The organism is Lentzea albidocapillata (genome assembly GCF_000719115.1).
In the GTDB taxonomy this organism is placed as follows: Bacteria; Actinomycetota; Actinomycetes; order Mycobacteriales; family Pseudonocardiaceae; genus Lentzea; species Lentzea albidocapillata.
The window spans coordinates 629,897-656,548 of the sequence record NZ_JOEA01000014.1 but is presented as its reverse complement, the minus strand read 5'-3'; the positions used below and the strand labels follow the sequence as shown (position 1 = coordinate 656,548).

Here is a 26,652-nt window from a genome sequence, read left to right as displayed (position 1 = left end):
CACACCACTAGTTTTTGTGACGAGGAGCATTGTGCGACCCTGGCCCGGTAGGTCCTACCCGCTTGGCGCCGGCTACGACGGCGTGGGCACCAACTTCGCCCTGTTCTCCGAAGTCGCGGAGTACGTCGAGCTCTGCCTCTTCGACGAGGACGGCGCGGAGACACGCGTGAGGCTGCCGGAGGTGGACGGTTTCGTCCACCACGGCTACCTGCTGGGCGTGGGCCCCGGCCAACGCTACGGGTACCGCGTGCACGGCCCGTATGACCCGGCGCGAGGCCTGCGGTGCAATCCCAACAAGCTGCTGATCGACCCGTACGCCAAGGCGATCTCCAACGGCCTGTCGTGGGACGAGGCGCTGTACGGGTACAAGTTCGGGTCGCCGGACGAGCGCAACGACGAGGATTCCGCGCCCTACGTGTCGAAGTCCGTGGTGGTGAACCCGTTCTTCGACTGGACGAACGACAGGCTGCCGAAGACGCCGTACAACGAGAGCGTCATCTACGAGACGCACGTTCGCGGTCTCACCATCGACCATCCGGAGATCCCGCCGCGCCTGCGGGGCACGTACGCGGGTCTCGCGCATCCGGTGATGATCGACCACCTCGTCAAGACGGGCATCACCGCGGTCGAGCTGATGCCGGTGCACCAGTTCATCAGCGATCACACGCTGGCGGAGCGCAGGCTCAGCAACTACTGGGGCTACAACACGATCGGGTTCTTCGCGCCGCACGACGGCTACTCGGCGTTGCCGCTCAACCAGGTGCAGGAGTTCAAGGGCATGGTCAGGGCCCTGCACCAGGCGGGCATCGAGGTCATCCTCGACGTCGTCTACAACCACACGGCGGAGGGCAACCACCTCGGGCCGACGCTGTCGATGCGCGGTATCGACAACGAGTCGTACTACCGGCTCGAGGACGACGAACCGCACTACTACACGGACTACACGGGCACCGGCAACTCGCTGAACGTGCGTTCGCCGCACACCCTGCAGCTCATCATGGACTCGCTGCGGTACTGGGTCACCGAGATGCACGTCGACGGTTTCCGGTTCGACCTCGCGGCGACGCTGGCGCGCGAGTTCTACGACGTGGACAGGCTGGCGACGTTCTTCGAGGTCGTGCAGCAGGACCCGGTGGTGTCGCAGGTCAAGCTGATCGCCGAGCCGTGGGACGTCGGGCCCGGCGGCTACCAGGTCGGCAACTTCCCTCCACTGTGGACGGAGTGGAACGGCAAGTACCGCGACACGGTCCGCGACTTCTGGCGCGGTGAGCCGGCGACGCTCGGCGAGTTCGCGTCGCGCATCACCGGCAGCAGCGACCTCTACCAGGACGACGGCCGCCGGCCCTACGCGTCGATCAACTTCGTGACGGCGCACGACGGCTTCACGCTGAACGACCTGGTGTCGTACAACGAGAAGCACAACGAGGCCAACGGCGAGGACAACAAGGACGGCGAGAGCCACAACCGGTCCTGGAACTGCGGTGTCGAGGGGCCGACGGACGACGAGGAGATCCTCGCGCTCCGGCGGCGGCAGCGGCGCAACCTGATGGCCACGATGCTGCTGTCGCAGGGCGTGCCGATGATCGTGAACGGCGACGAGTTCGGCCGCACGCAGAACGGCAACAACAACGCCTACTGCCAGGACAACGAGGTCTCGTGGGTCGACTGGTCGCTGCTGGAGGCCAACGCCGAGCTGGCCGAGTTCACCTCGGCGCTCGCCGCGTTCCGCAAGGCGCACCCGGTGTTCCGGCGCCGCAGGTTCTTCGCCGGCCGGCCGATCCGCAAGGGCGAGGAGCTGCGCGACATCGCGTGGTTCACGCCGGCGGGCGAGGAGATGACCGAGCAGAACTGGGAGGACGACTTCGGCAGGTGCATCGTCGTCTTCCTCAACGGCGAGGGCATCCCGGACCTCGACTCGCGCGGCATGCGGGTGGTCGACGACTCGTTCCTGATGGCGTTCAACGCGCACCACGAGGACATCCAGGTCACGTTGCCCGATCCCGAGTACGGTCCTGAGTGGAGGGTCGTCGTGGACACCACGACCGGGGAGGTCGGCGGTAACGAGAAGCCGATCGTCGCGTCCGGGCGGCTGGCGCTGACCGCGCGGTCACTCGTCGTGCTGCAGCGGGTGGGCTGATGGGCGCGCCGTCCTCGACCTACCGCGTCCAGTTCACCCCGTCGTTCACCTTCGCCGACGCCGCCGGCATCACGGACTACCTGGCGCGCCTGGGAGTGGGCGCGCTGTACGGGTCGCCGATGCTCGACGCCCGGGAGGGCTCGAACCACGGCTACGACGTCACCGATCCGACTCTCGCGCGCCCGGAGCTGGGTGGCGACGCCGAGCGGGTCGCGCTGCAGGACCGGCTGAAGGCGCTGGACCTCGGCCTGGTGGTCGACATCGTGCCGAACCACATGGTCGTGCCGAACCCGTGGTGGGAGGACGTGCTCGCGCACGGCCAGACCTCGAAGTACGCGCGGTACTTCGACATCGACTGGTCGTCGGGCAAGGTGCTGCTGCCCGTGCTCGCCGAGGACGCTCCCGACGAGGTCCACGAGCACTACCTCAAAGCGAACTGGCGGCGCGGGAACACCGAGCTGAACTACCGCAGGTTCTTCGACATCACCGAGCTCGCGGCGGTGCGGGTCGAGGACCCCGAGGTGTTCGAGGCGACGCACCGCGCGGTGTTGTCGTGGGGTGTCACGGGGTTGCGCATCGACCACCCGGACGGGCTCGCCGACCCCGGCGGCTACTTCCGGCGGCTGCGCGAGCACTTCGACGGCTGGCTGGTCGTGGAGAAGATCCTCGGACCGGACGAGTCGCTGCCGCAGAGCTGGCCGGTCGACGGCACCACGGGCTACGACGCGTTGCGCGAGATCTGCGGCGTGTTCATCGCGCCCACGGACGCCTACGACGGCGATTTCCACGCGGTCGAGCACGCCTCACGGCGGCAGGTCGCGGACTCGATCCTGGTGGCGGAGGTGCGCCGGATCGCGCACCTCGTCGAAGGGGTGGAGTTCGAGGAGGCGTGCCGGGCCGTCGCCGAGGTGATGGTCAACTTCCCGGTGTACCGGTCGTACCTGCCGGAAGGCCTGCGGTACTGGGAGACCGCCGTCAGGCTGAGCAGGTCACCCGCCGTGCGCGCGTTGGACGAGCAGGTTCGTGCCGACCCGCACGGTGAGCTGGCGACCAGGATCCAGCAGACGTCCGGCATGGTCGTCGCGAAGGGCACCGAGGACACGGCGTTCTACCGGTACACGAACTTCGTGGCGCTCAACGAGGTCGGCGGCTCGCCGGACAGGTTCGGCCTGCCCGTCAGCGAGTTCCACCAGCGCGCGGCCCGGCGTGAGTCCGCGGAGCCGGCCGCGATGACCGCGCTGTCGACGCACGACACGAAACGTTCGGAGGACGTGCGGGCAAGGCTCGCGGTGCTGGCGGAGATCCCGGACGCCTACCTGGCGTTCGAGACCGCGATGAGCGAGAAGCACGGCATCTCCGAACCGACGCTGAACCGCCTGGCGTGGCAGTCGGTCGTCGGCGCGTGGCCGCTCACCGAGGACCGTCTGGGCCGGTACCTGGAGAAGGCCTCGCGTGAGGCGAAGATCAAGACCTCGTGGGTCGACCGGAACGCCGAGTTCGACGCCGAGGTGGCCGCGTGGCCGGCGAAGGCGCTGAACGAGCCCGAGGTCGTCGCGTTCGCCGAACGGATCAAGGCTCCCGGCTGGTCGAACTCGCTGGGGCAGAAGCTGGTGCAGCTCACCGCACCGGGCGTGCCGGACGTGTACCAGGGCACCGAGCTGTGGGACTTCTCGCTGGTCGACCCGGACAACCGCAGGCCCGTCGACTACGACGTGCGCCGGGACCTGCTGGCGCGCATCGAGTCCGGCTGGCTGCCGGAGGTCGACGACTCGGGCGCGGCCAAGCTCCTCGTGGTGCAGAAGGCTTTGCACGTGCGCAAGCGCGGCCTGCACGGCTACCGGCCGCTGCACGCCGAGGGCCCGGCCGCCGAGCACGTGCTGGCGTTCGAACGGTCCGGGGTGATCACGGTGGCGACGCGGCTGCCCGTCGGACTGGAGCAGAAGGGCTGGCAGGACACGGTTCTGCCGCTGCCGGGTACGAAGTGGACGGACGTCCTCACCGGGCGTCCGGCGACGGAGGACCTGGCGTCGTTGCTCGACACCTATCCGGTAGCGCTGCTGGTGCAGGGGGATCAGTGAGCTTCTCCGTCTGGGCGCCGACGCCCGAGTCGGTGCACGTGCGCGTCGACGGCTTCGACCACGAGATGAAGCGCGACGGCGACTGGTGGCACTCTGATGCCGAATCCCCGGTGGGCACGGACTACGCGTTCGTCATCGAGGGCCACGCGTACCCGGATCCACGGTCGCTGTGGCAGCCGGGCGGGGTGCACGAGGCCTCTCGGGTCTACACCCACGAGTTCGCGTGGACCGACGGCGCGTGGACCGGCCGGGCGCTGCCGGGTGGCGTGATCTACGAGCTGCACATCGGCACGTTCACGCCCGAGGGCACGTTCGACGCGGCCATCGGCAAGCTCGACCACCTGGTGGACCTCGGCATCTCGTTCGTCGAGGTCATGCCGGTCAACAGCTTCGACGGCGTCGAGGGCTGGGGTTACGACGGTGTGCTGTGGGGTGCGGTCCACCAGCCCTACGGCGGGCCGGACGGGTTCAAGCGGTTCGTGGACGCGTGCCACGCACGTGGTCTGGCCGTGCTGCTGGACGTCGTCTACAACCACCTCGGGCCGTCCGGCGCGTACCTCGACAAGTTCGGGCCGTACTTCGCCGGGCGCAACGACTGGGGCCCCGGGCTGAACCTGGACGGGCCGGGCTCCGACGAGGTGCGCCGGTACGTCATCGACAACGCGCTGCAGTGGTTGCGGGACTTCCACGTCGACGGGCTGCGGCTCGACGCCGTGCATGCGCTGGCCGACCAGCGGGCGACCCACGTCCTCGAGGAGATGGCCGCCGAGGTGGACGCCCTGTCGGCGTCCGTCGGCCGCCCGCTCACGTTGATCGCCGAGTCCGACCTGAACGACGCCAGGCTCGTGACGTCTCGTGATGCCGGTGGTTACGGCCTGCAGGCGCAGTGGTCGGACGACCTGCACCACTGCATGCACGTCGCGCTGACCGGTGAGACCTTCGGCTACTACGAGGACTTCGCGGCGCCGGGAGCGTTGAAGAACACGCTGGAGAAGGTGTTCTTCCACGCCGGCACCTGGTCGTCGTTCCGGGAGAAGCACCACGGCAAGCCGGTCGACATCGCGCTGATCCCCGGCTACCGGTTCCTCGCGTACACGCAGAACCACGACCAGGTCGGCAACCGCGCCACCGGCGACCGGTTGCCCGCGTCCGTGTCGACGGGGAAGTTGTTGTGTGCCGCTGCAATCGTGCTGACTTCGCCGTACACGCCCATGATCTTCATGGGGGAGGAGTGGGCGGCGTCCACGCCGTGGCAGTTCTTCGCGTCGTTCCCGGACCCGCAGCTCGCGGAGGCCGTCCGGACCGGCCGGCGGCGTGAGTTCTCGCGGCACGGCTGGGGCGAGTCCGACGTGCCTGACCCGATGTCGCCCCAGACCGTCGAGAACTCGCGCCTGCGCTGGGACGAGGCAGGGGAAGGCGACCACGGCAAGGTCCTGGAGACCTACAAGGCCCTGATCGCGTTGCGGCGCTCCCGCCCGGAGCTGGCCGACCCACGACTGGACCGGTTCGTCGTGACGCAGAACGGGGAGTGCTTCGTGTTGCACCGCGGAGCGATCCGCGTGGTGGTGAACCTCGGCACGACCCCCGTTCCGCTGCCTCACGGAGAAGTGCTGCTCGCCTCCTCGGCGAACCCGTCGCTGCTCCCGCCGGACTCGTTCGCGGTCGTCGCGTCGACGTGATCCCACAGCATCTGGTCGGCCAGGTCGACGGGCCGTCCCAGGTACGCCTGCACGAACGCCATGACCAGCCGGTCCGCGGCGACGTGCAGCTTGATGTTGTGGTGCTGGGAGATGTGCACCAGCAGCTGGAAAGCCTGCTGGGGTGTGCAGGGTTTGCGTGCGGCGATCAGGCCTGTGGCCTGCCCGATGACAGTCCGGGACACCAGAGCTTTGCGCAGCCCCGCCACCTCGGCCTCGAGGGCGGTGATTCTCGCGGACGACACCGCCGGCTCCTTTCGCGTCGTCATGTCACAGCGGCATGCCGGTGTGACGACGGTGCTCTGGAGCTGCATTGCGAAGGGCGGGCACACCCAGGGCAAGCCGTCACATCGGCTTGCGGCTGGGTTCTCAACCGCGAGTGATCACCTTATCAACTGTTTCGGACGGTGCTCGCCGGGTAACCGGGTTGCATGGGTGCCGATGAGATGTTCGACAACAAGGCCGAAGAACTCAAGGGTCGTGCCAAGGAAGCCGTCGGCGATGCCACCGACAACGAGCAGTGGCAGGCCGAGGGCCGCGCGGAGCGCGCCAAGGCCGACATCAAGCAGGCCGGCGAGAAGGTCAAGGATGCCTTCCGCTCGGACAAGTAGGAGTCCTGGCAAGACCGCGGATGCCGCCCAGTACGTCCCTGAGGGGGCGGACTGGGCGGCTTTGCGTTCGGCGTCCGCGGGGTGCCACGGCTGTGAGCTCTACCGGGACGCGACGCAGACCGTGTTCGGTGAGGGGCCGGTACCGGCCCGCCTGATGGTGGTCGGGGAGTGCCCGGGTGATCGCGAGGACACCGAGGGGCACGTGTTCGTCGGGCCCGCCGGGCGGTTGCTGGACAAGGCGTTCGAGGCCGCCGGCGTAGATCGTTCGAAGGCGTACCTGACGAACGCGGTGAAGCACTTCCGGTTCACCGAGCGCGGGAAGCGCCGGATCCACCAGCAGCCCCGGCGCAGCGAGGTCGTGGCGTGCTTCCCGTGGTTGCGCGAGGAGATCCGGGTGGTGCGGCCCCGGCTCGTGGTGGTGATGGGGGCCGTGGCGGCCAAGGCGGTGCTGGGGCCGTCGTTCAAGCTGACGGAGCACCGCGGTCAGGTGCTGGACCACGACGGGTTGCGGGTCGGGGTGACGGTGCACCCGTCGTCCGTCGTGCGCGCGGAGAACTTCACCGAGGCGTTCGACGCGTTCGTCGCTGACCTGAAGGCCGTGCGGGAGTCCTGAAACGGGACAACCCCCGGACGACTCCTGCGCGAGCAGGCCGAGCGGGACCAGCGCTCGAAGTCCGGGGGTCGGGTGGCTGCCTGGGTTTACGACTAGGCGTCACCAAAAGGCGGTCCTATCGGACAGCCACCTCACGAGTCCTGTTGCTATACAACTTCGGACCACCTCCTCTCGTGTGTACAACGAACCTACGTCGAGCTCGTCCGGGCTCGCAACGGACTTTTCTCACGCCACGCCGTGCGCCTGATTCGCGTAGAATCCGCAGGCATGGTGCGCATCCCACTGACGTCGCTGGAGCGGGAGCGCGGCAGGAGGCTCGGTCAGTTGCTGCGGGATGCCCGCGGCGAGGAGAGCATGGTCGAGATCGCGGCCCGCGCCGGCCTGTCCGCCGAGACCGTGCGCAAGATCGAGACGGGACGTGCCCCCACGCCGTCGTTCTTCACCATCGCCGCCCTCGCCGGTGCACTCGGGATCTCTCTCGATTCCATCAACGAACTGCTGACTCCGCAGAGCCGATCGGCCTGATCGCGGAGAATTCGCTCGGTCGAGTTACCACTATAGTTTGAGATCACCGGCAATCCAGTAGGTGACCTTGACGTCTCATCGTTCCCCGTGTTCGGGTGGATCCGCGAGATTCGCTCTTCTTGAAGCAGGGGGAAATGGTGAAATTCATTTCAGCTGTGGTCGCTGCTTTCTTCGCGTTCGTTCTCGTCGGTGCGCCCGCGGCGTCCGCGACACCGGAAGCGCAGATCAGCAGGGGTGAGGTGCTCAAGCGGGCGGCGACGTGGCTGACCGCGAACAACGGCAAGCAGGTGCCGTACAGCATGTCCAAGTACTGGAAGGACGGGTATCGGCAAGATTGTTCGGGTTTTGTCTCGATGGCCGCGACACTGGGGAACGCCAATCCCAAGGGCGGGCCGAACACCGTCGCTCTAGCCACCGGCAAGTACACGACACAGATCAAGATCGCCGATATGAAGCCCGGTGATCTTTTCATCGACCCGGTCGACGAACCGGGTGACGACTTCCGTCATGTCGTGATCTTCGAGAAGTGGACGAAGGCCGACAAGTCGCAGTACATGGCCTACGAGCAGCGCGGCAGCCACGGCACGGACCACCGCGTGCTCACCTACGGCCTGAAGAACACCAAGTACAAGCCCTACCGGTTGAAGAACGTCACGGGCTGACCGTCAGGTTCGGTCGTGGTGGCGCAGGCGCAAGGCCGACCTGCCCAGCGCCACCGCCGCGACGACGGCGACGAGCACGCCCGTGGACAGGATCTGCCCGCGGGCCTGCTCGTCGCTCAGCATCAGCACGATGATGCCGCCGATCACGGCCAGCGCCAGCCAGGAGAGGTACGGATAACCCCACATGGGGACCGCCGGGTTCGCCATCGTGCGGCGCAGCCGGATCTGCGAGATCGCGATGAACGCCCAGACGACCAGCAGCGCCGAGCCCACCGCGTTGAGCAGCAGCAGGAACACCGTGTCCGGCCACAGGTAGTTGAGGAGCACGGAGAAGAACCCGAACGCCGTGGAGGCCAGCACCGCGTTGCGCGGCACGCCGTTCTTCTTGGTCAGCAAGGCTTTCGGAGCCTCGCCGCGTTCGGCCAGTGAGCTCAGCATGCGGGCGGCGCCGTAGAGCGTGGCGTTGATGGCGCTCAGCAGAGCCACGAAGATGACGACGTTCATGATCTGCCCGGCCGCCGGGATCCCGATCCGGTTCAGCACGGCGACGTACGGGCTGGCGCCTACCTCGGAGTTGTTCCACGGCAGGAGCGTCACGACCACGGCCATCGAGCCGAGGTAGAAGACGAGCAGCCGCGTCATGGACGTCCGGACGGCCTTTTTGACGGCGTGCCGGGGGTCCTCGGCGTCGGCGGCCGCGATCGTGACGACCTCCAGCCCGCCGAACGCGAACACCACCGCCATGAACCCGGCGATGACGCCGCCCCAGCCGTGGGGGAGGAAGTCGCTCAGGTTCTGCGTGCCGGGGGAGTCGACGCCGGGGAGCAGGCCCGCGATGGCGGCTGTGCCCAGCGCGAGGAAGAGGACGATCGCGGCGACCTTGAGGCCCGCGAACCAGAACTCGAACTCGCCGAAGTTGCGGACGCCCACGAGGTTCACGGCGGTGAGCGTGCTCATGAAGAGCAGCACCCAGGCCCACTGCGGGACCGCCGGGAGCCATCCCGACGCGATCTTGGCCGCACCGGTCGCCTCGACCGCGAGCACGACACCGACCGCCGCCCAGTACGTCCAGCCGACCGTGAATCCGGCCCACGGCCCGATCGCCTTCTCCGCGTGCACGGAGAACGCGCCACCGCTCGGATGCTCGGCCGCCATTTCCGCGAGCATGCGCAGGACGAGCAACGCCAGCATTCCGGCGAGACCGAACGAGATGAGCACCGCCGGTCCGGCGAGCGCGATACCGGTGCCCGTCCCGACGAAGAGGCCCGCTCCGATCACGCCTCCCAGCGCGATCATGGTGACATGCCGTTCCCGCAGGTGACTCACGCTCTCCAGCCCCGTTCGAGTGTGCCGATGGCGGGCCGATAGTGAGTTCATGGCGGCGGAGAGTCAAATCGTGTGATCGGAGTTACACGGCACTGAAACAAGTGAGGGTGAGATCCATGAACTCGCCTAAGGGAGTACTACCGTCCGGAGTTCTGCCGCGGCTCGACACGTTCGCCGGTGCGCTCGAGCGTTGCTCGGGCTGGGGATGGTTGGTGCTGCGGTCGGAGAACCGGCTGCTGCTGACCACCGATCACACGGTGTCCGCCGTGGAGATGGCGGCGGGGATCGGTGAGGAGGTGCAGCACTACCTGTCCATGCGGATGCTGGGCGGTCCGGTGGTGGTGCTGCCTTCGGCCGCGGCGGCTCCCGGGCGATGGCTCATCCTCACCGAGTCCGCCGACGAGGCGTCGCAGGTGAACCTGATCCGGTTGCGGGCGCGAGGCGCGCTGACGCACCGGCTGGGGACGCTCGTGCCGTTGCCGCCGTCGCGGATCGACGGGGGCGGGGTGCGGTGGCTCGGCGAGGTGCCGGCCGCGAAGCCGTTCCTGCCGCCGTTCTCGGCCGTGGTCGCGGCGCTGAGGGCGGTCACCGAGACTGCCGGGTCGAGCTGACTCTTCGCGCAGTCGTAACGGCGCGATTCGCCATACCGGTCTTCCAGGGCTTTCACGATCACTGGATCGATTTCCCGTTACGTCCGGGAACGCTTTGTTACGCGTAGGTGATCAGCCCATTCTTGCGCCGTTCTTGACACTTCGGAATCGAGATAGAGCCGTCACCACGACTCCTCTGGGTTATCGGCGGCTACCCCGGTTGCGATGTAAATTCACTCCACAGGACGCGTCTGAGGCTCTACGGTTTATGAGTCACACACCAACGGAAGGAGCTGGGCATGGACGGCTACGAAATTCTCGCCGACGAGGACGGGCACGTTCGCGGTTACGACTAGACATCACTCATCGGCTGCGTGAGGGAGTCACCCCGAAGCGACTCCCTCGGCCCGAGTGAGCCAGTTGTCCGTTCGTCGCCAGGAATGCGTTCAAGCCTTCCCGGGTATCAGGCCGACATCGGACGTCCGGTCGTGCTCGCGCGGACCACGAGTGTCGTCGGGAGTTCCCGGTGCTCGGCCGGTCCGCCGTCGAGCAGTGAGGCGAGAAGGTCGACCGCGACCTCGCCGGCGGCCTCGGTCGGCATATGGACCGTCGTCAGCGCGGGGGAGCACATCGTCGCGTAGAGGATGTCGTCGAACCCCGTCACGCTGATCTGCTCCGGCACCTTCACGTCGTGCGCGGCGAGGCAGGCGAGCGCACCCAGTGCGATCAGGTCGTTGTAGCAGATGAACGCCGTCGCGCCGGTGCCGAGCGCCTGCTCGGCCGCCGCGTAGCCGCCGTTGAAGTTCGGTTCGAACGAGCCGAGCAGCCGGGCGCGGCCGGCGAGGCCCTGCATCCTGCGGTTGTTCGACCACGCCGCGGCAGGGCCGCCCAGGTAGACGTAGTCCTCGTGGCCCAGCGACTCCAGGTGCGCGACCACCTGGTCCATGCCGGACGCGCTGTCCATCAGGACCGACGAGACGCCCGGCACGATGCGGTTGATCAGCACCAGCGGGGTCACCGCCGCCAGTTCGGCGATCGTGTCGTCGGACAGCAGCGACGCGCACAGCACCACGCCGTCGACCTGCGCCGCCATCGTCCGCACGAGCTCGGCCTCGGTGTCCGGGTCCTCCCTGCTGTCGCAGAAGAAGACCGAGGTGCCCGCCTCGCCCGCCTTCGTCTGCACGCCGCGCAGGATCGAGGGGAAGAACGGGTTGAGGAGGTCGGGCACCACGATGCCGAGGTTCCCGGTGCGGCCGGTGATCAGGCTGCGCGCCGCCCGGTTCGGCTGGTAGCCGAGCCCGGCGACGACGTCCAGGACCCGTTGCCGGGTGGCTTCCTTGACGAGTCCCGGCGCGCTCAGCGCGCGCGAGACGGTCGAAACGGAGACCTGCGCCTGGAGTGCGACATCCCTGATCGTGACGGCCACGGGCAAATCATCGCAGTCAAGGTCAAGAACGGCCCATTCACCGGACGTCCGGTGGTCACAGCTCCAGGCCGGTCAGCACCAGGACGCGCTGTTCGGTGAGGTCGTCCATGGCCGCGCGCAGGCCCTCCCGGCCGATGCCGGACTCCTTCACGCCGCCGTACGGCATCTGGTCCGCGCGGTAGCTCGGCACGTCGCCGACGATCACGCCGCCGACCTGGAGCCGTTGCGCGGCACGGAAAGCCAGCCGCACGTCCGTGGTGAACAGGCCCGCCTGCAGGCCGTACCGGGACGCGTTGACGCGGTCGAACGCCTCCTCGACGCTGTCCACCCGCGTGAGGGTCACGACCGGGCCGAACACCTCCTCGGCGTTGACCTTCGAGTCCTCCGGCACGTCGGTCAGCACGGTGGGCGCGTACGTGCGACCGTCACGGGTTCCGCCCGTCAGGACCGTGGCACCGGCTTCCCGCACCCACGACTCGACGCGGTCGGCCGCGGCGTCGTTGATCAACGGGCCGACGTCTCCGGCCACGTCGAGCTTGTTCACGTGCTGCACAACGGCTTCCGAGACCGCGTCGTACACGTCGGTGTGCACGTAGACGCGCTGCACCGAGATGCACGACTGACCGGCCTGGTACATCGCGAACGTGGCGATGCGCTGCGCCGCGAACTCGACGTCCTGCCAGTCGGGGGCGACGATGGCGGCCGCGTTGCCGCCCAGTTCGAGGGTGACGTGCTTGCGCGGCACGCGTTCCTTGATGCCCCAGCCGACCGGACCGGAACCGGTGAACGAGACCACCGGCAGGCGCGGGTCCCCGACCAGCGCGGCAGTGTCCTCATTGGACAGGTGCAGGATCGCGAAGGCGCCGCCCGGCAGGTCGGTCTCGGCCAGCAGTTCGCCGAGCAGGAACGCGACCTTCGGCGTGGCGGGCGCGGGCTTCAGCACGATCGGCGCGCCGACGGCCAGCGCGGGCGCCACCTTGTGCGCCACCAGGTTCAGCGGGAAGTTGAACGGCGCGATGCCCAGCACCGAACCGCGCGGCACCCGGCGCACCAGCGCGAGACGGCCCTCGGCGGACGGGTCGGTGTCGAGGCGCTGCAGCTCACCGGAGAACCGGCGGGCCTCCTCCGCGGCCCAGCGGAACGTGGAGATCGCGCGGGTCACCTCGACCCGCGCCCACTTCAGCGGCTTGCCCGAGTCGTCGTTGATGGCCTGCGCGAACTCCTCGGCCCGCTCGGCCAGGCGCCGCGACACGTGGTCCAGGGCGGACGCGCGGCGGTGTGCGGGCAGCGCGGCCAGTTCGGGAGCGACGGCGTGCGCCTTCGCGACGGCGTTCTCGACGTCTTCGGGGGTGTGGAAGTCAATCATGCGAGCAGGGCTCCTTCGAGCACGTCGAGTCCTTCGGCGAGCAGGTCGTCCGGGATGACCAGCGGGGGCAGCAGGCGGATCACGTTGCCGTAGGTGCCGCACGTCAGCACGACGACACCCTGTTCGTGGCACGCCTTCGCGACGCGCGCGGCGACGTCGGGCGTGCGTTCGGTGAACTCGATGGCGAGCATCGCACCACGGCCGCGGATGTCCGCGATGATGTCGGTCTTCTCCGCGATCGCCCTGAGCCGGCCCAGCACCGTCTCCTCGATGCGGCGGGCAGCGGCGTTGAGGTCCCGCTCGCGCATCGTGCGGATGGCGCCCAGCGCCGCCGCGCACGCCACCGGGTTGCCGCCGTACGTGCCACCGAGACCACCGACGTGCACGGCGTCCATGATCTCGGCGCGACCGGTGACGGCCGCGAGCGGCAGCCCGCCCGCGATGCCCTTGGCCGTGGTGATCAGGTCCGGCACCACGCCCTCGTGGTCGAGCGCGAACCACGAACCGGTGCGGCAGAAGCCGGTCTGGATCTCGTCGGCGACGAACAGCACGCCGCGGTCCCGGCACCACCGCGCGATCGCCGGCAGGAAGCCCTCGGCGGGTTCGATGAACCCGCCCTCACCCTGGATCGGCTCGATCACGACGGCGGCGGTGTTGTCTGCGCCGACCTGCTTCTCGATGGCGGCGATCGCGCTGGACGCCGCCTCGGGACCGGTCAGGCCGTCGTGCAGCGGATAGGACGCCGGCACGCGGTAGACCTCGGGCGCGAACGGGCCGAACCTGTGCTTGTACGGCATGTTCTTGGCGGTCAACGCCATCGTGAGGTTCGTGCGGCCGTGGTAGCCGTGGTCGAACACCACGACGGCCTGCCTGCCGGTGACGTGCCGGGCGATCTTGACCGCGTTCTCGACGGCCTCGGCGCCGGAGTTGAACAGCACCGACCGCTTCTCGTGGTCGCCGGGGGTGAGGTCGTTCAGCTGCTCGCAGACCTCGAGGTAGCTCTCGTACGGCGTGATCATGAAACAGGTGTGGCTGAACCTGTCGATCTGCGCGTGCACGGCCTCGGCGACGGCGGGCGCGGGATTGCCGGCGTTCGTCACGGCGATGCCGGAACCGAGGTCGATGAGCTGGTTGCCGTCGACGTCGATCAGCAGGCCGTCGTCGGCGGAGTCGATGTAGGCGGGCAGCGTCGAACCGACTCCGGCGGCGACGGCGCCCTTGCGCCGAGCCTGGAGCTCCAGGGACTTGGGACCGGGGATCGCGGTACGCAGTCGGGTCATGTGCCCAGCATGGCCCTGGTCAGCGGCGTGCGCAGTGTCCGAAATGGCGATCTTCAGGACTGAAGTTGTACAAATTGGCACATGCCCATCACGCTGGACGACCTCGCTCGATCGCTGGGCCTCCCGGTGCTGGCGGGGGACGTGTCGAAGCCGGTCGGGTGGGTGCACGGCACGGAGCTCGCGGACCCCACCCCGTTCCTGGAGGGCGGCGAACTGCTGCTCACGACGGGCCTCAACGCCCTGCGGGACGGCTATGTCGAACGGCTCGTGCGCGCTGGGGTCGTCGGGCTCGGCTTCGGCACCGGCCTGGGGCACGACGTCGTGCCGCCCGCGCTGGTGGCAGCGGCGGCAGAGGCGGGACTGGGGCTGGTCGAGGTGCCGCGCGAGGTGCCGTTCATCGCGATCAGCAAGGCCGTGTCGAAGGCGCTGGCCGCCGACGAGTACGCGGCGCTGGCCAGGACCAGCGAAGCCCAGCGCGCACTCACCAGAGCCGCGGTCCGGACCGGCGTCGGGGGAGTGGTGCGCAGGCTCGGCCAGTGGATCGACGGCTGGGTCGTGCTCCTCGACGCGGCCGGTGAGCCCGTGCACGCCCACAACCCCCGCCTCGTCCCGGACCTGACCGCCGAGCTCGCCCGGCTGAAGACCGCGGGCGGCCTGGCCAGCGTCGCGTTCGAGCTCGCCGGCGTGCACGTGTTCCTGCAGGTCCTCGGCAGCCGCGCCCGAGGCGTTCTGGCGGTCGGCACCGCCAGGCCGGATCCGGGGATCGTCAACACGGCCGCGTCGCTGCTCGTCCTCGCGCTCGTCCAGCACGACTCCGTCGACGCGGCCAGGAGAGAACTCCGCGCAGGCCAGTTCCGGATGCTGCTGGCCGGGCTCGCGGTTGACGGACTGCCCCGCCGGTTCCGGGTCTTCCTCGCCGCCGAGCCACCGGACGACGACGTGTTCTGGGCCGAGCACGACGGCGACATCGTCGTGCTCACCGACGAGTTCGACGGCGTCGCTTCGTCCGAAGTGGACCAGACCGGCGTCGCGCGGGGGTACCGCGAGGCCCGTCAGGCCCGTCAGGCCGGCGTCCGCACGTTCGAGGAGCTCGCCGGGAACCTGCCGCTGCCGGACGGGTTCGCCGACGCGTTGCTGAAGCCGCTCGACGCGGAAACCCGTGCCACGCTTCGAGTGTGGCTTGGACACCACGGCGCGTGGGACCCGTCGGCGACGGAACTGGGCGTGCACCGGCACACGTTGCGCAACCGGGTGCGCAGGGCCGAGCAGGCGCTGAACCGCTCGCTCGACTCGCCCGGCCTGCGCGCGGAACTGTGGCTAGCCCTCCACCGAGAAGGTCAGTGAGGCGGTGTAGCCGGACCGGACGTCGCCCGACATCGTCGCCATCTGGTGGTCGACGCCGTCGCGGAACACCATGTCCTGCTTCAACGAGGTCCGCGACATGTTCTGCACGCTCTGCGTGTACCCGGCCGTGCCATAGACCTCCTTGCACGTCGTCTCGGGCAACGCGAGCTGCGAGGTCGTGATCTTGTTGCCGGCCTTGGTCGCCTCGGCGAGGCTCGGGTAGACCTCGAAGTGGATGTGCGGCCAGCGCCCGGCATACGCGCCGGGGAAGACGCTGACGAACGTCAGCTTGCCGGACGCGTCGGCCTCCTGGACCCCGCGCAGGAAGTTCTCGTTCTTCACGCGGTCCGAGTACATCGAGTAGTCACCGTTGATGTCGCAGTGCCACAAATAGACCGCGGCTCCCGCGAACGGCTTGCCGTCGTCGTTCTGGACGGTCAGGTCGATGGTCAGCCGCACACCCTCGGCCGTGCGGCTGGAGGAACCGAAGCTGGACCGGATGTCCGAACGCACGATTCCGCTCTGCGTCAGCGCGTTCGGGCCGTTGGAACCGTCACCGGGGTAGGGGCCGGCGGTCTCTTCTGGGATGGTCTCCAACGGCGAGCCGTCGGCCGTGGTGGACGAGCCGGCGGTGGTGGTGGTCGAGCCGGCGGTGGTGGTGGTCGACGGGGCGCAGGCCACGAGCGTGAGGCCTGCGCCGCCGAGCAGCGACAACGCCCGCCTGCGCCCGAAGAGCGTGGCGAGGTCGAACTGGAGGCCGCGGTCGTGGTTGTCCGTCATGCGACCCAGATTGCGGCCGAATCCTGTGAGCCGCCTGTGGAGAACCTGTCTGTGTTTTATTGCCGCTGCTCCGCAGTCGACGCCGGCGAGTGCCCGGGAGTCGGCATACTGCTTGCGTGCTCGGATTGCGTCCGGCGGAGTTCGCGGTGTACGAGGCGCTCGTGGACTCCTACCAGCTCGGTGTGGCCGAACTCTGCCTCGCCACGGACCTGGCCGAGCCGGCCGTCGGCCCCGTGCTGAGGTCGTTGACGGAGCTGGGGTTCGTCCACCAGGTCAACGGGCTGCACACGGCCGTGGCCCCGGACGTCGCGCTGGCCATGCACTTCCTGCGCCGGGAGGACGACCTGCGGCGTGACCGGCTGCTGGCCGGTGAGCTGCAGGTCCGGTACGAACGCGCGGCCGGCGTGCGCGCGCCCGCCGATCTCGTCGAGGTCGTGCACGGAGCCGAGGCGATCTCGCGGCGCGTCGACCTGGTCATGCGCACCGCGCGGCGGGAGGTCTGCTTCGTGGACAAGCCGCCGTATGCCAAGGCGCCCACGTCCCTGCACCCGGTGGAGGAGGAGCTGCTGAGCCGCGGCGTCCGGTTCCGCGGGATCTACGAGCGCCAGGCGTTGGAGCTGCACGACCTGCGCGCCGACCTGGAGATGGGGCTGTCGCTGGGGGAGGAGGCGCGGGTGGTCGCCGCCGCGCCGACGAAGATGATCCTCGCGGACGCCCAGCTGGGGCTCATCCCGCTGCACAGCACCGAGACGGCGCTGGAGAGCGCGGTGATCGTGCACCGGTCGGCGTTGCTCGACTCGCTCGGCGCGCTGTTCGCGAGGTTGTGGGAGGACGCGGTGCCGTTGTCGTTGCCGGGGCAGCCCGCGAGCACCGAGATCTCGATCGAGGACGCGCGACTGCTCGCGTTGCTGGCCACCGGGTTGCCGGATCGCAGCATCGCGAAGCAGCTCGGGCTGAGCTATCGGACCTTCCAGCGGCGGCTGCACCGGCTGATGGACGAACTGGGCGCGCAGACCCGGTTCCAGGCGGGTCTGCGCGCCGCAGCACGGGGTGCTACCTCTCTGCTGCCACCTCAGCTACCGGAGTGAGTGCGGAACGCCTTCTGCATGGTCTGCACGACCGTGTTCCCCGCCCCGTCCCTGGCCTCGGTACGCAGCCACACGTCGCCGCCGGGATTGTCGATCGTGACCTGCCAACGATCTCCGCTCGGCTGGATCGCCGCCTGGCTCCACGTCCTGCCCTCGTCCGCCGACCACCGCACCTTCACGAGGGTGATGGGCGCGCTGTTGGACGCGTGCACGTGGTAGGTGAACGGTGTCCCCGCCGGTGCGGAGTTCGTGAGGTCGAGCGGCAGGTCGTGGCGGAGCCGGATGAGCGGCTGGAACTGGCAGGCCGGCTGGCCCGCGTGGCACGCGTATCCGGTAGGAGGAGGGTTCTGTGAGCGGTAGGACTGGAAGGTCCACGTGGTCTCGGTGCGCGGGGCGAGGGTGAACAGCACCGGGTTGACCGCGCCCGCCACGGCTCCCGGAGCGTGCGTCTCGACCGTTTCGAGGCGGTAGGCCGCCTTCTCCGGCGCCATCGTGAAGGTGGGGTAGAAGGCCAGTGGCTGCTGGGTGGCCGGGATCTCCGCGTCGCCCCGGAACAGGCGGACCTTGGTGGTCGTGAAGAACTTGCTGTTCTGATAAGGGTTCGTGTAGTGACCGGGGTTGCCGTCGGTCCACTGCAGGGCGGGGACGAACGTGTCGCCCGTCCGGCAGTTCGAGCAGAGTTGCCGCCACGCGCCGTTCGCGGCGGGGTAGCGGGCGGGGTGGTCGGACTGCAGTGCTACCGCGGTGCTGTGCATCGGTCCCGCGAACCACCGTTCCGGCGCGGGAGCGGCACCCTCGCGGAACACGTTCTCCTGGAACATGGTCATGGCCGCACGCTGGCCCCTGGAGTCGGTTCCGCTCAGCGTCACGTGCCGCTTCCAGACGATCCGGTCGTCTCCCGGGCCGATGTACTCCGTCCACGCGGCCGGCGGGGTGAACGTCGTGCCGCGCAGGATCTGCGTCTGCCACAGGCCGGTCGGGAACGGGTACCACGTCTTCTGCACGGTCAGGCCCGGCTTGTCGGCGTGGTAGGCGGTCGGCCGTTTGACCAGCTTGGCGGGGTCCACCACTCGGCGGTGGTCGGCCGGGATGCCGTTGGCGTCCAGGAAGCTCAGGTTGAACACCGACTCCGGGCCGGGTTTGACGGTCAGCCGCAAGGACTTCTGGTTCGCGAGGAACTCCCCGTCCGCGTTGCCGACGCCCAGCGCCGGGAGCGCGGCGCTGGAGAGCCCGGTGAGCGCGAGCGCACCCGGTGCGTCCACATAGGACAAGATCGCCTTCTGGCCGGCCTGGGCCGCGGCGGTGGCGGCGATGTTCGCCGCCTTGACCATGTTGGCGGGCGTGTCCGGCTTGATCTTCACCAGCGCCGTGTCCCCGCCGAGGGTCAGGTCGCGCTCACCGGACCACTTCGCGGACAGCACGGCCACGTCGCCGTCCGTTGTGATCGTGCGGCCTCCCGAGGACGCGGTGACCGTCGCGGTCTGCAGGGTCACGTTGTCCTGCAACGAGATCGCGCCCTTCTTCGCCGCCGCGGAAGGCGTCGCGCGGATCTCCCACGGTGCGCTGCCGAGCGCGGCGGCCATCTCGGTGATCAGCTGCGACTTCTCCCCTTCGGCCGGTAGGACGCGGCGCATCGTCACGGTGCGGTCGCGCTGTTCGGCCGGGCCTGGTGGCACGATCTCGATCGGCACGGTCTTCTGTGCGTCGAGCGAGATGGCTGCGGCGCCGGTGACGGTGAGCTCCGGTGCGGCGAGCGCGGACCAGCGCCGCACTCCCGCCGTGTTCTCGGTCGCCCACGTCACCGCCGAATAGCGGCCAGTCGGCACGTTCGCGATGCCTTCGCCGTTCACGACGTCGAAGTAGTAGCTCAGGGTCTCGTCGAACGGGTCGTTGACGTCGTCGCCACCGTTGGTGTCGTCGATCAGCTGTCCCATCGCCGGTGCGGGCGGTTTGCCGACGGCGTCGCGGACTCGCACGGAGACCGGGAACGTCTGGGGTGCCTCGTACACGCTGACCGGGGTGCGCAACGTCGTCCCGGTCCCGGTCGCCGTGACCACGCCGCCGTACACGCCGGCCGGGCCCACCTCCGGGTCGAGGGTGAGGGTGGCCGACGCCTTGCCGCGGGCGGGAACGGTCACCCGGGAGGCGCTGAGGGCGAACCCGGTCGTCGACTTCCCGTCCCAGCCCTTGATCGTCGCGGTGAGGTCGAGGGTCAGCGCGGTGCCGGAGGTGTTGACGTACTGGAGCTCCCTGGTGAGCACGCCGCCCGCACCGCGCTCGTGGCGCCCGTAGCTCGCCGACGCGGTAGCCGTGGCCTTCTGCGTGATGGCCCGTGCGACGTCGAGACGGCCGGCACCCTGCTCGTACCACGGCATGCCGACGTCGGCGGCGCTGGTGACGAGCGCGTCCTTCACCGTCTGCGCGTCCCAGCCGGGGTGTTGCTGCGTGAGCAGCGCCGCGGCGCCCGCGACGTGCGGTGTCGCCATCGACGTTCCCGAGGCGGCCGTGTAGCGGCCGTCGACCGGGGCGCCCATCGACGTGTTCGCCGCCCGGGCGGCCACGACGCCGGCACCGGGTGCGTTGATCTCGGGTTTCACGTGCGCGTCACCGACGCGAGGACCGGTGCTGCTGAATGGAGCCAGCCTGTTCTGCCGGTCCACCGCGCCGACGGTGAGCGCCGACGCGGCGGCGCCGGGTGAGGTGACCGAACGGCCGGCCGGGCCGTTGTTCCCCGCCGCCACCACGAACAGCGCGCCCGTCTCCGCGGAGAGCCGGTCGACCAGCGCGCTCATCTCGTCACTGCCGTCCGTGACGGCACCGCCGAGGCTGAGGTTGACGATCCTCGCCCCGGAGCGGGCCGCCCACTCGATGCCGGCGAGCACCTGGGACGTGTCCGCCTCGCCGGCGCCGTTGAACACCTTGGCGATCACGAGGGTCGCGCCGGGGGCCACGCCTTTGTACCTGCCGGCGGAAACCTGACCGGTGCCCGCGATGGTCGAGGCGACGTGCGTGCCGTGGCCGTGCCGGTCGACGACGTCCGGTTCGTCGGAGAAGTTCTCCGTCGCGGTGATCTTGCCGGCGATGTCGGGGTGGTTCGCGTCGATGCCGGTGTCGACGACGGCGACCGTGACACCGGTGCCGTCCAAGCCGGCCTTCCACGCCTCCGGGGCACCGATCTGCCTGGTGGTCTGGTCGAGCGCGACGCGGACCGGCCGGTCGTACTTCAGCCGCACGCCGGACTTCGCGCTCATGTCCAGGGAGCGCCAGAACTCCTGCGCCTTCGACTTCTCGACCCGGATGCCCGAGGCGTCCAGACTGCTGATCCGGGTGTGGGCACTGGCGGAGAAGCCACCGGTCATCAGCACCGGAACCGTTGGCGTGCGGTCATCGGACTGCCCGGTGCGCACGAGATCGGTGACGTTGAAGAGTGTGCGCTCGACCGTTCCGGACGTGACGGCGCTCATCGCGTCCGACGGGTAGACGTGCAGACCTTTGGCCGTCGTCATCGTGTGGAAGATCGGCTGCTCGCCATCCCTTGGCGCGGCGTGGATCTGGGCGAATTTTCGCCCGTCCGGGCGTTCGGTGTAGTCGACGACGTCACCGGTGATGAGTGTGATCCGGTGTGAGGCCTCGGATGTCTGCGCCTGCGTCGGTGGTGACGCGGCGGACGCGGCTGGTGCGACGAGCGTTGCGGCAGCTGCGGCAAGTGCCAGAACTTGTCGAATCACGGCGCACTCCCTCGGTGATCAGGTCACAGCAGGATGAGGGGCCGCAAATCGTTGGGAAACAGTAAAAAGCGGCGGTTAGTCGCCGTTGGCGACTTCACGCCACACGCGGACGTGCCCGGACCACCGGGGGAGGTGGTCCGGGCACTTCGATCGGTGCACCCGCTTGACGGTCAGATCAACTTGATCAGAAGGTGCGTTCCTGCAGCGAGAAGTCCCGCTGGTTGTTGTTGGTGTCCTGGTTCAGCAGGTTGCGCGTGTTGGAACCGGCGAGCTGCGCGGTGCGCTGGTTCTCGGGCTGGGCGTGGACGCCTTCCTTGGCGGTGGTCACCGGCGACGAGAATGCGACACCGTCGATCTTGAAGGCCGTCGGGGCCAGGCTGCCGAACACCGCCACGCCACCGAGGGCCGGGATGCCTTCGGCACCGGTGAATCGCACCGGGAGAACGTTCGGCGTCGACGTGGTGCCGGAGAACTCCGCACCCGTCAGCACCAGCGTGCTGCCGACGTTGTTGGCCGGTGCCAGCGTGAGCGGCCCGCCGAGAGCGTCGACCAACGGGATCGTCTGGACGACCTCGTTGCGCTGGTTGTAGATCCTGATGACCCAGTTGCTCAGGTCGACCTGCTCGCTCGTGGTGTTGATGAGTTCGATCGCCTCGTCGAGCTGGCCGTTCGGTCCCATGGTGGAGACCTCGTTGATCAGCACTGCCGGCAGCTGCATGACCTCGGGAGACTCGGGCTCCTCGGCGGCCGTTGCCAGTCCGGCGAACGCGATGGTGCTCGCGATTGCCAGGGCGGCAGCTCCGCTCAGCAGTCGACGCATAGTCCTGTCCCTTCGAGAAAGTGAATTCGGGGTATTCCTCGTAGCGGCCCTCTGATCGAGGGGAACGACCTGTATTGCCGCTGGGACTGACTTTGCTCGCATTCGTTCGGACTCGAAAGGGGCCATTGTTTATTGATCAGTGGTTGCTTTCTCCGGGAGAGGGAATTCGGCAGGTGAAGTCGGCCGAGTTGTGATCTGTGTCCCGCGAGGAGCCGTCACGGCCGAGCGATGAATCTGCGCAGGGTGTCGCGGGGCCCGCTTCCCGGCACGGCGAGGAGGAGCTGAGGCCGACGCTGTCGGTGTGTGCGCCATGCCGGTTCCTGGCGATTACGCCACTTCCGTCCACGGTCTCCACGATCAGGCCGTTCGGCACTGTTCCACTGAACGCGGCACCGACTATGACGAAGTATTCGCCGGGGGCCAGGGGCGTGCCGGGTGAGATGGTGGCGAGGATTTCGGCGGTGCCGCCGGTGCAGGTCTGGACCGTCCACCCTCCGATGTCTGCCGTGGTGGAGGCCGTGTTGCGCAGTTCGACGAATCCGGCGGGGCCGAGTGTGATCTCGTTGACTTTGACCGGGGAAACGCCCGGTGTGCCGCCGATCGTGCTACCGGCGAGTAGCAGCAATGTCGCGAAGGAGTGTCCGAAGGCTGTCACGTGACGCAGTCTGGCCCCCTGTGCGCGGACGCACAGGGGGCCAAAGGTCGTTCCTGCCTGGGACTTGTGGTAGGGCGGTGCCCGCGGCGGCCGCTGCGGGCACCGCCCTGCTGCGGGCGGGCAGACCCCTGCCGTCTGCCCGCGCACCGCTAGCAGGAGTGGTCTTCCTCCTTCGCCCTGCGGCATTCCCGCTCGATCACGGCGGCCCGGTCGAGGGCCGCGTGCGGCACGTCGAGGGCCTCGCTGATCCAGGCACGCCAGTAAGGGCCGGGAATGCGTTTACCGCGTTCCCATCTCGACACTTCCTCACGGGTGACGCTGTCATTTTGTGAGATCTCGCACAACAGGTCCGCGAGGTCGCGCTGGGTGAGCCCTTGTTCTCGCCGTGCCTGTGGAATCAAGGCTGTAATCGGCGGGGTGTCCTGGTGCTCGCGGGCTTCAGTGGCTGCCTTGAGCACGGTTCTGCTCCGTTTCAGTGAGATGACGGGTGCGCCATCAACCATGCCGCAAAGTCCACGAGTTCGTGCCGTGCATTGCGGTGATACCGGCGGTCGTTGAAAGTTCAGGTACCAACGGAATCGACCGATCGGATGTTTGGGTGAAACGAAGCTGGTCCAATGGGGTGTGCGCACTCACATTTCGAGCGCCTCGCTACTGTGACTGCACCGAGTTCATTGCCGCAGCAATGACCGGGATGAGAAGGTGAGTGAAATGTTCTCGACGGTCGAAGCGGTGCAGGTCTTCCTGGCACGACTCGCGGCACAGGACGCACCTGGCATCGCGCGGTTGTGCGCACCGGCCGTGGAATGGGAGGCGCCCGACCCGAACGGCGTCCACTGGGCACTCGGCAGGCGCACCCGCCGTGAGGTCGAGTCCCAGTTCCTGACCTTGTTCGCCACGTTCGACCTGGAGCAGCTCTCGGTGCGCCAGGTGATCGTCGACGGCGGAGACGCCGCCGTGATCGGCTCGGCGCGCTGGCGGGTCCGTGCCGGCGGGACACCGGTGGAGGTGCGCTTCGCCGCGGTGATATCGGTGCACCTGGGGGAGATCGAGCAGTACTGGCAGATGCCGGACACCTTCGCCACAGCGGTCGCGACCGGCGTCGCACGGGCCACGTGATGAGTTCCAAGCGCGAGAAGTCGGCGCACACGCGGGCGAAACTGCTGCGGGCCGCGGCGGAGGTCTTCGACCGCGAGGGGTTCTCCAGGTCGAGCCTCACGGCCGTGTGCGCGCGGGCGGATGTTTCCAAAGGTGCGCTGTATTGCCATTTTCGTTCGAAGGAAGCCCTTGGCGTCGCCATCATCGAGGAGCAGTCCCTGTTGTGGCACCGGCTGCGCGACGAGGTGCTCGCGGTCGAGTCGTCACCGGTGCAGGCGCTGATCGTGATGTCCTTCGAGTTCGTCGGTCGGCTCGAGACCGACCTGACCGTGCGGGTGAGCGCGAAGCTGTTGCGGGAGGCGGTGTTCTTCGACGTCGCCGCGGCCGCGCAGGTGATCGGCTGGGTCACGGTGGTGCGGGACCTGCTGTCGCTGGCGTCCGAACGCGGCGAGTTGCGGCCGGAGGTGAACGTGCGGCACGCGGCCGAACAGATAGTGGCCGAGCTGCTCGGGTTGCAGTTCGTGGCACAGGCGTTGACCGGCGGCACCGACCTCCGCGTCCGGCTGAGCCGGCTCTGGCGGGCCACCTCCGGCTGCCTCGTGACCGCTCCCGTCCGGGAGAGGCTGCGGTTCGAGTGACTGTCGCTCGTTAACAAGCCGACCTTTGGCGACGACAAGGTGCTTGTGCAGGAACTCGCGGAGGGCACCGTGGCTTTCACCAGCGGGAACACGACTTGGCGGTGATCCGGGAGATCGAAGCCGGACTGAATATAGTTTGATCTTCGGGTAGGGCGGGTACCGGAATTCCAGGCGACCCGTTAGGTTGCTGCGCAGGCGAGCGGAGGCCCATGAGCGCACCTTGGGACGGCGATCTGACCGGGTCGGTGATCGACAACCGTTTTGTGGTCGGCACACTCCTCGGGTCCGGCGGGATGGCGGAGGTCTACCGCGCGTACGACCGATCGACGACGTCCTCGGTGGCGATCAAGATCTTCTCGGGCCCCGGCCTGCCCGACGACGAACTGCGCCTGCAGCGCGAGGCCTCGATGCTGGTCTCGCTGGACTGCCCCGGCATCATCCCGGTCTACGCCTCCGGGACGGTGTCGCGCCGCCCGTACTTCGTGATGCGCGAGATCACCGGCGGCACGCTGCGCCAGCGCATGCGCGAACCGCTGCCACCCCGGTTCGTGGCGCGGGTCGGCAGCCAGGTCGCCGCGGTGCTGGACCACGTGCACGACCTGGGTGTCGTGCACCGGGACATCAAGCCGTCCAACATCCTGCTCGACGACACCGAAAAGCAGGCCTACCTGGCGGACTTCGGCCTGGCGCTGGTGGCCGAGGTGACGCGGGTGACGACGTCCGGCGTGCTGGTCGGCACCGCCGGGTACCTGTCGCCGGAACAGGTGCGCGGCGCCGACGTCGGCCCGCCCGCGGACGTCTACTCGCTGGGCCTCGTGCTGCTGGAGTGCCTGACCGGGCGGACGGAGTACCCCGGCGGCGACGCCGAGGCCGCGCTCGCCCGCCTCGCCCGGTCGCCGCGGATTCCCGTCGACCTGCCGCTGGCGTGGGTGTCGTTGTTGTCCGCGATGACGGACATGGACCCGGCGCGCCGTCCGTCCGCCGCTCAGTGTTCCCGGTCGTTGGAGGCCGCTTTCGAGGCCAGCCGCGGGTTGCCGGCATTGCTGCCGGACGCGGCCGTCGCACCGGACGAGCCCGCGGCCGTGCCCGAGCCCCGGTCCTGGCGCGGCAAGCGCGCGGCGATCGCGGCCGCGGCCGTCGCCGTCACCGCGGTAGCCGTCGTGGTGGCGAACTTCGCCGGTGGCGGGAGCGAGGCGCCGGCGGCGGACAAGCCGGTGGCACCGGACACCCGCACCCAGGTCGTGACGGTGAATCCTTCGACCGTGACCGTCGTGCAGACGCCGGACGGGTCGGAAGTGTCGAGCGCGCCCGGTGTGCCCGGGGCGCCGCAGCCGGGTGCCGGTGGGGTCGTGCCGTCGTCGACTCCGGTCGTGGAGACCACCGAGGTGGAGCCGAGCGGGGAGACGACGAAGACCAGCAAGGAGAAGAACAACCGCGGCAAGCCCTCGGATATTCCGACTCCGTCGGCCGTTCCTCGGCCGTAGACCTGGAACGTCAGACGTTCCGGGCTTCTTTCAGGCTTTCGGTTCCTCCACCACGGCGAACGGCAGGTCGGCCAGCTCCGCCCGCAGCGTGTCCAGGTCCGCGTAGACCGCCGAGGCGCCGCTGTCGACCAGTTCGTCCTCCCCGAACCCGCCCGTCAGCAGCCCGACCGACGGCAACCCGATCCGTGCGGACGCCTCGCAGTCCCACACCGAGTCGCCCACCACGACCGCGCGCTCACCTTTGACCTCGCGCAGCGCCACCTCGATCAGGTCCGGTGCCGGCTTGCTGTCCTCGACGTCGTCCGAGGTCGTCCACGCGACGTCGCCGGGGTCGAGCAGCTTCAGGTAGTGCTCGACGTGCTTGCGCTTGCCCGAGCTGGCGAGCACCACGGCCAGGCCGAGGTCGGTGGCGGCGCGGACCAGCCGGTGTGCGCCCTCCAGCGGCTGGATCTCGTCCAGCATCTCGTCGAAGTACCGCTCCCAGGCCTGGCGCACCTTGTCGCCGTGGTCCTGTTCGACCTTGTCGCCCGCGACGGCGGCCACCAGCTTGTCGCCACCCATGCCGATCGCACGGTGCACCTGCCACCCAGGAACGGTGACGTCGACCGTGCGGAAGGCGCGCAGCCACGCCACCGTGTGGTGGTAGTTGGTGTCGACCAGGGTGCCGTCCACGTCGAGGACCACGGTGTTGCTCATGAAACCAGGT

The 26,652-nt window shown here is 68.9% G+C and carries 24 protein-coding genes; 13 read left to right on the top strand and 11 right to left on the bottom strand.

All coding sequences use genetic code 11. The annotated features are described in order from the left end of the window. Positions 1–31 precede the first annotated feature (31 nt). Genes glgX through treZ form a run of 3 tightly spaced genes read left to right on the top strand, consistent with a single transcriptional unit; the run spans position 32 to position 5,894 of the window. Positions 32–2,137 carry a glycogen debranching protein GlgX gene (glgX, locus tag IG04_RS0124715; protein ID WP_030479090.1) on the top strand — a complete coding sequence of 702 codons (2,106 nt, stop codon included), beginning with the start codon at positions 32–34 and terminating at the stop codon, positions 2,135–2,137. Next, positions 2,137–4,215, top strand: coding sequence for a malto-oligosyltrehalose synthase (gene treY / locus IG04_RS0124710; protein ID WP_030479089.1), 2,079 nt, complete (start codon positions 2,137–2,139; stop codon positions 4,213–4,215). The genes glgX and treY overlap by 1 nt, the downstream gene beginning before the upstream one ends. Next, on the top strand, positions 4,212–5,894 hold the full coding sequence (gene treZ, locus IG04_RS0124705; RefSeq protein ID WP_030479088.1) for a malto-oligosyltrehalose trehalohydrolase: 1,683 nt from the start codon (positions 4,212–4,214) through the stop codon (positions 5,892–5,894). The genes treY and treZ overlap by 4 nt, the downstream gene beginning before the upstream one ends. On the opposite strand, the gene IG04_RS45520 is transcribed toward treZ, so the two are convergent. After that, entirely contained in the window at positions 5,813–6,157 is a 345-nt protein-coding gene (locus IG04_RS45520) for an ANTAR domain-containing protein (protein WP_245816057.1), read from the bottom strand. The two genes, treZ and IG04_RS45520, sit on opposite strands and share 82 nt — an antisense overlap. A gap of 186 nt (positions 6,158–6,343) precedes the next feature. Between IG04_RS45520 and IG04_RS0124695 the strand changes: the two genes are divergently transcribed. The 4 genes from IG04_RS0124695 to IG04_RS0124680 all read left to right on the top strand — a co-directional run bounded on the left by IG04_RS0124695 (position 6,344) and on the right by IG04_RS0124680 (position 8,323). Beyond that, positions 6,344–6,523: a CsbD family protein gene (locus IG04_RS0124695; RefSeq protein ID WP_030479086.1), complete on the top strand. Its 180-nt coding sequence runs from the start codon at positions 6,344–6,346 to the stop codon at positions 6,521–6,523. Continuing rightward, a complete protein-coding gene (locus IG04_RS0124690; protein ID WP_030479085.1) occupies positions 6,501–7,136 on the top strand; it encodes a UdgX family uracil-DNA binding protein in 636 nt (211 codons plus the stop codon). Before IG04_RS0124695 ends, IG04_RS0124690 begins: the two co-directional genes overlap by 23 nt. Before the next feature lie 267 nt (positions 7,137–7,403). Next, on the top strand, positions 7,404–7,661 hold the full coding sequence (locus tag IG04_RS0124685; protein WP_030479084.1) for a helix-turn-helix domain-containing protein: 258 nt from the start codon (positions 7,404–7,406) through the stop codon (positions 7,659–7,661). A 134-nt stretch (positions 7,662–7,795) separates the two neighbouring features. Further along, on the top strand, positions 7,796–8,323 hold the full coding sequence (locus tag IG04_RS0124680; RefSeq protein ID WP_144065289.1) for a hypothetical protein: 528 nt from the start codon (positions 7,796–7,798) through the stop codon (positions 8,321–8,323). Between the two features lie 3 nt (positions 8,324–8,326). Here the strand turns inward: IG04_RS0124680 and IG04_RS0124675 are convergent, their stop codons facing one another. Further along, on the bottom strand, positions 8,327–9,649 hold the full coding sequence (locus tag IG04_RS0124675; RefSeq protein ID WP_245816058.1) for an amino acid permease: 1,323 nt from the start codon (positions 9,647–9,649) through the stop codon (positions 8,327–8,329). A 116-nt stretch (positions 9,650–9,765) separates the two neighbouring features. On the opposite strand from IG04_RS0124675, the gene IG04_RS0124670 reads away from it, so the two are divergent. Continuing rightward, the gene (locus IG04_RS0124670; RefSeq protein ID WP_144065290.1) at positions 9,766–10,260 is read left to right on the top strand and encodes a hypothetical protein; all 495 of its coding nucleotides are present in this window, start codon (positions 9,766–9,768) and stop codon (positions 10,258–10,260) included. A gap of 442 nt (positions 10,261–10,702) precedes the next feature. Here IG04_RS0124670 and IG04_RS0124665 read toward each other — a convergent pair whose 3' ends face one another. The 3 genes from IG04_RS0124665 to gabT are packed head-to-tail and all read right to left on the bottom strand — an operon-like array spanning position 10,703 to position 14,311. Continuing rightward, a complete protein-coding gene (locus tag IG04_RS0124665; protein ID WP_030479080.1) occupies positions 10,703–11,665 on the bottom strand; it encodes a LacI family DNA-binding transcriptional regulator in 963 nt (320 codons plus the stop codon). A gap of 55 nt (positions 11,666–11,720) precedes the next feature. Beyond that, positions 11,721–13,133: an aldehyde dehydrogenase family protein gene (locus IG04_RS0124660; RefSeq protein ID WP_420843955.1), complete on the bottom strand. Its 1,413-nt coding sequence runs from the start codon at positions 13,131–13,133 to the stop codon at positions 11,721–11,723. Next, complete coding sequence (gene gabT / locus IG04_RS0124655; RefSeq protein ID WP_030479078.1) at positions 13,028–14,311, bottom strand: 4-aminobutyrate--2-oxoglutarate transaminase; 1,284 nt, start codon at positions 14,309–14,311, stop codon at positions 13,028–13,030. Before gabT ends, IG04_RS0124660 begins: the two co-directional genes overlap by 106 nt. A gap of 81 nt (positions 14,312–14,392) precedes the next feature. On the opposite strand from gabT, the gene IG04_RS0124650 reads away from it, so the two are divergent. After that, a complete protein-coding gene (locus tag IG04_RS0124650; protein WP_030479077.1) occupies positions 14,393–15,655 on the top strand; it encodes a helix-turn-helix domain-containing protein in 1,263 nt (420 codons plus the stop codon). Here the strand turns inward: IG04_RS0124650 and IG04_RS0124645 are convergent. Continuing rightward, positions 15,629–16,435: an intradiol ring-cleavage dioxygenase gene (locus IG04_RS0124645; protein WP_030479076.1), complete on the bottom strand. Its 807-nt coding sequence runs from the start codon at positions 16,433–16,435 to the stop codon at positions 15,629–15,631. The two genes, IG04_RS0124650 and IG04_RS0124645, sit on opposite strands and share 27 nt — an antisense overlap. A gap of 116 nt (positions 16,436–16,551) precedes the next feature. On the opposite strand from IG04_RS0124645, the gene IG04_RS0124640 reads away from it, so the two are divergent. After that, on the top strand, positions 16,552–17,523 hold the full coding sequence (locus IG04_RS0124640; protein WP_030479075.1) for a helix-turn-helix domain-containing protein: 972 nt from the start codon (positions 16,552–16,554) through the stop codon (positions 17,521–17,523). On the opposite strand, the gene IG04_RS0124635 is transcribed toward IG04_RS0124640, so the two are convergent. The 4 genes from IG04_RS0124635 to IG04_RS0124620 all read right to left on the bottom strand — a co-directional run bounded on the left by IG04_RS0124635 (position 17,508) and on the right by IG04_RS0124620 (position 23,184). Next, a complete protein-coding gene (locus IG04_RS0124635) occupies positions 17,508–21,251 on the bottom strand; it encodes a S8 family peptidase (RefSeq protein WP_051770577.1) in 3,744 nt (1,247 codons plus the stop codon). The two genes, IG04_RS0124640 and IG04_RS0124635, sit on opposite strands and share 16 nt — an antisense overlap. 184 nt (positions 21,252–21,435) lie before the next feature. Beyond that, positions 21,436–22,071 carry a lamin tail domain-containing protein gene (locus tag IG04_RS0124630; protein ID WP_030479073.1) on the bottom strand — a complete coding sequence of 212 codons (636 nt, stop codon included), beginning with the start codon at positions 22,069–22,071 and terminating at the stop codon, positions 21,436–21,438. A 136-nt stretch (positions 22,072–22,207) separates the two neighbouring features. Next, positions 22,208–22,726, bottom strand: coding sequence for a lamin tail domain-containing protein (locus IG04_RS0124625; protein ID WP_030479072.1), 519 nt, complete (start codon positions 22,724–22,726; stop codon positions 22,208–22,210). 149 nt (positions 22,727–22,875) lie between these two features. Beyond that, positions 22,876–23,184, bottom strand: coding sequence for a helix-turn-helix transcriptional regulator (locus IG04_RS0124620; protein ID WP_030479071.1), 309 nt, complete (start codon positions 23,182–23,184; stop codon positions 22,876–22,878). Positions 23,185–23,437: 253 nt separating this feature from the next. Between IG04_RS0124620 and IG04_RS44215 the strand changes: the two genes are divergently transcribed. From IG04_RS44215 to IG04_RS44210, 3 genes are all read left to right on the top strand, one after another. Beyond that, complete coding sequence (locus IG04_RS44215; protein WP_051770572.1) at positions 23,438–23,845, top strand: nuclear transport factor 2 family protein; 408 nt, start codon at positions 23,438–23,440, stop codon at positions 23,843–23,845. Next, entirely contained in the window at positions 23,845–24,462 is a 618-nt protein-coding gene (locus tag IG04_RS0124610) for a ScbR family autoregulator-binding transcription factor (RefSeq protein ID WP_030479069.1), read from the top strand. Before IG04_RS44215 ends, IG04_RS0124610 begins: the two co-directional genes overlap by 1 nt. A gap of 209 nt (positions 24,463–24,671) precedes the next feature. Further along, positions 24,672–25,946, top strand: a complete 1,275-nt coding sequence (locus tag IG04_RS44210; protein ID WP_051770570.1) for a serine/threonine-protein kinase — start codon at positions 24,672–24,674, stop codon at positions 25,944–25,946. Between the two features lie 30 nt (positions 25,947–25,976). Here the strand turns inward: IG04_RS44210 and IG04_RS0124600 are convergent, their stop codons facing one another. Continuing rightward, positions 25,977–26,642 (bottom strand): HAD family hydrolase, encoded by a 666-nt coding sequence (locus IG04_RS0124600; RefSeq protein ID WP_030479067.1) that lies wholly within the window; start codon positions 26,640–26,642, stop codon positions 25,977–25,979. Positions 26,643–26,652: the final 10 nt, after the last annotated feature.

Bases quoted from the DNA above. Each gene is read 5' to 3' on its own strand.
- treY (WP_030479089.1), top strand. From the start codon at position 2,137: ATGGGCGCGCCGTCCTCGACCTACCGCGTCCAGTTCACCCCGTCGTTC.
- IG04_RS0124695 (WP_030479086.1), top strand. From the start codon at position 6,344: ATGGGTGCCGATGAGATGTTCGACAACAAGGCCGAAGAACTCAAGGGT.
- IG04_RS0124690 (WP_030479085.1), top strand. From the start codon at position 6,501: ATGCCTTCCGCTCGGACAAGTAGGAGTCCTGGCAAGACCGCGGATGCC.
- IG04_RS0124685 (WP_030479084.1), top strand. From the start codon at position 7,404: ATGGTGCGCATCCCACTGACGTCGCTGGAGCGGGAGCGCGGCAGGAGG.
- IG04_RS0124680 (WP_144065289.1), top strand. From the start codon at position 7,796: ATGGTGAAATTCATTTCAGCTGTGGTCGCTGCTTTCTTCGCGTTCGTT.
- IG04_RS0124670 (WP_144065290.1), top strand. From the start codon at position 9,766: ATGAACTCGCCTAAGGGAGTACTACCGTCCGGAGTTCTGCCGCGGCTC.
- gabT (WP_030479078.1), bottom strand. From the start codon at position 14,311: ATGACCCGACTGCGTACCGCGATCCCCGGTCCCAAGTCCCTGGAGCTC.
- IG04_RS0124650 (WP_030479077.1), top strand. From the start codon at position 14,393: ATGCCCATCACGCTGGACGACCTCGCTCGATCGCTGGGCCTCCCGGTG.
- IG04_RS0124645 (WP_030479076.1), bottom strand. From the start codon at position 16,435: ATGACGGACAACCACGACCGCGGCCTCCAGTTCGACCTCGCCACGCTC.
- IG04_RS0124630 (WP_030479073.1), bottom strand. From the start codon at position 22,071: ATGCGTCGACTGCTGAGCGGAGCTGCCGCCCTGGCAATCGCGAGCACC.
- IG04_RS44215 (WP_051770572.1), top strand. From the start codon at position 23,438: ATGTTCTCGACGGTCGAAGCGGTGCAGGTCTTCCTGGCACGACTCGCG.
- IG04_RS0124610 (WP_030479069.1), top strand. From the start codon at position 23,845: ATGAGTTCCAAGCGCGAGAAGTCGGCGCACACGCGGGCGAAACTGCTG.
- IG04_RS44210 (WP_051770570.1), top strand. From the start codon at position 24,672: ATGAGCGCACCTTGGGACGGCGATCTGACCGGGTCGGTGATCGACAAC.
- IG04_RS0124600 (WP_030479067.1), bottom strand. From the start codon at position 26,642: ATGAGCAACACCGTGGTCCTCGACGTGGACGGCACCCTGGTCGACACC.